Genomic DNA, 918 nt, shown 5'->3' on the forward strand with positions numbered 1-918 from the left:
TCCGAGTAAACAATGGCAAACCTATTTATGATGGTGAACAGATTCAAATTGGTGGCAATGATTCCTACGTATCTGTTTGCCGTAAACATTATTTTGAAGGAACATTAAAATGACTGAACAAGAACGTCTTGAAGAGCTGGAACATGTAGCTGTTCTCGGTGGAGAGCAAGACTAATTTATTTCCCCCTAGGAGAAACCAATGCAAATCGATGAACTACGAAACATAGACATTGATTCTCTCCCACATGAAATGAAGATGGAGATTATCTCCCTTCTAGAACAACGTGAGAAAGCAATCAAGTACAATAAGGTAGATGAATTCTATCCTTATCCTTTTCAGAAAGATTTCTACCGAGCATCTGCTAAGTACAAACGTCGGTTCCTTTGTGCAGCGAACCGTGTTGGTAAATCTTATTCAGAAGCTGTAGAGTTCTCTTACCACCTCACTGGTAAATATCCAGAATGGTGGGAGGGACACAGATTTAATAAACCTATCCTGGCTTGGGCTGTAGGTATTACCGGTGATTCAACAAGAAAGGTTCTGCAAAAAGAATTGTTCGGAACACCTTTGGGTAAAGATACAGAAGAAGTTGGAACAGGTTCTATTCCACGTGATTGTATTGACTTTGATAACCTTGAGAAAGATGGGCATTTGATTAAGATCGCACAAATCAAACATCATGATGCTAATGGGGACTTTGATGGTTGGTCAACTATCGAATTCCGTTCAACCCAACAGGGTGAACACGTACTCATGGGTGCAACAGTCGATTATATCTGGCTTGACGAGGAAGACCCCTTCAAGTCGATGGATATTTATTCTCAGTGCGTAACTCGTACTGCTACTACTGGTGGCTTAATCACTATGACAGCTACACCAGAGAACGGTCTGACTAAGCTCATTGACCTGTTCATGAA

2 protein-coding genes are annotated in these 918 nt (G+C 41.0%); both read left to right on the forward strand.

Annotation, left to right across the window (positions count from 1 at the left end; translation table 11 throughout):
• The first annotated feature begins 23 nt into the window (after positions 1-23).
• Positions 24-113, forward strand: a complete 90-nt coding sequence (locus N1032_RS28530) for a hypothetical protein (RefSeq protein ID WP_407933081.1) — start codon at positions 24-26, stop codon at positions 111-113.
• An 86-nt stretch (positions 114-199) separates the two neighbouring features.
• Positions 200-918, forward strand: a 719-nt coding sequence (locus N1032_RS24160) for a terminase large subunit domain-containing protein (protein WP_259543016.1), incomplete at its 3' end; no start/stop codon positions are given.

Origin of the sequence: Herbiconiux daphne (genome assembly GCF_024979295.1) — a bacterium.
GTDB lineage: Bacteria > Actinomycetota > Actinomycetes > Actinomycetales > Microbacteriaceae > Herbiconiux > Herbiconiux daphnes.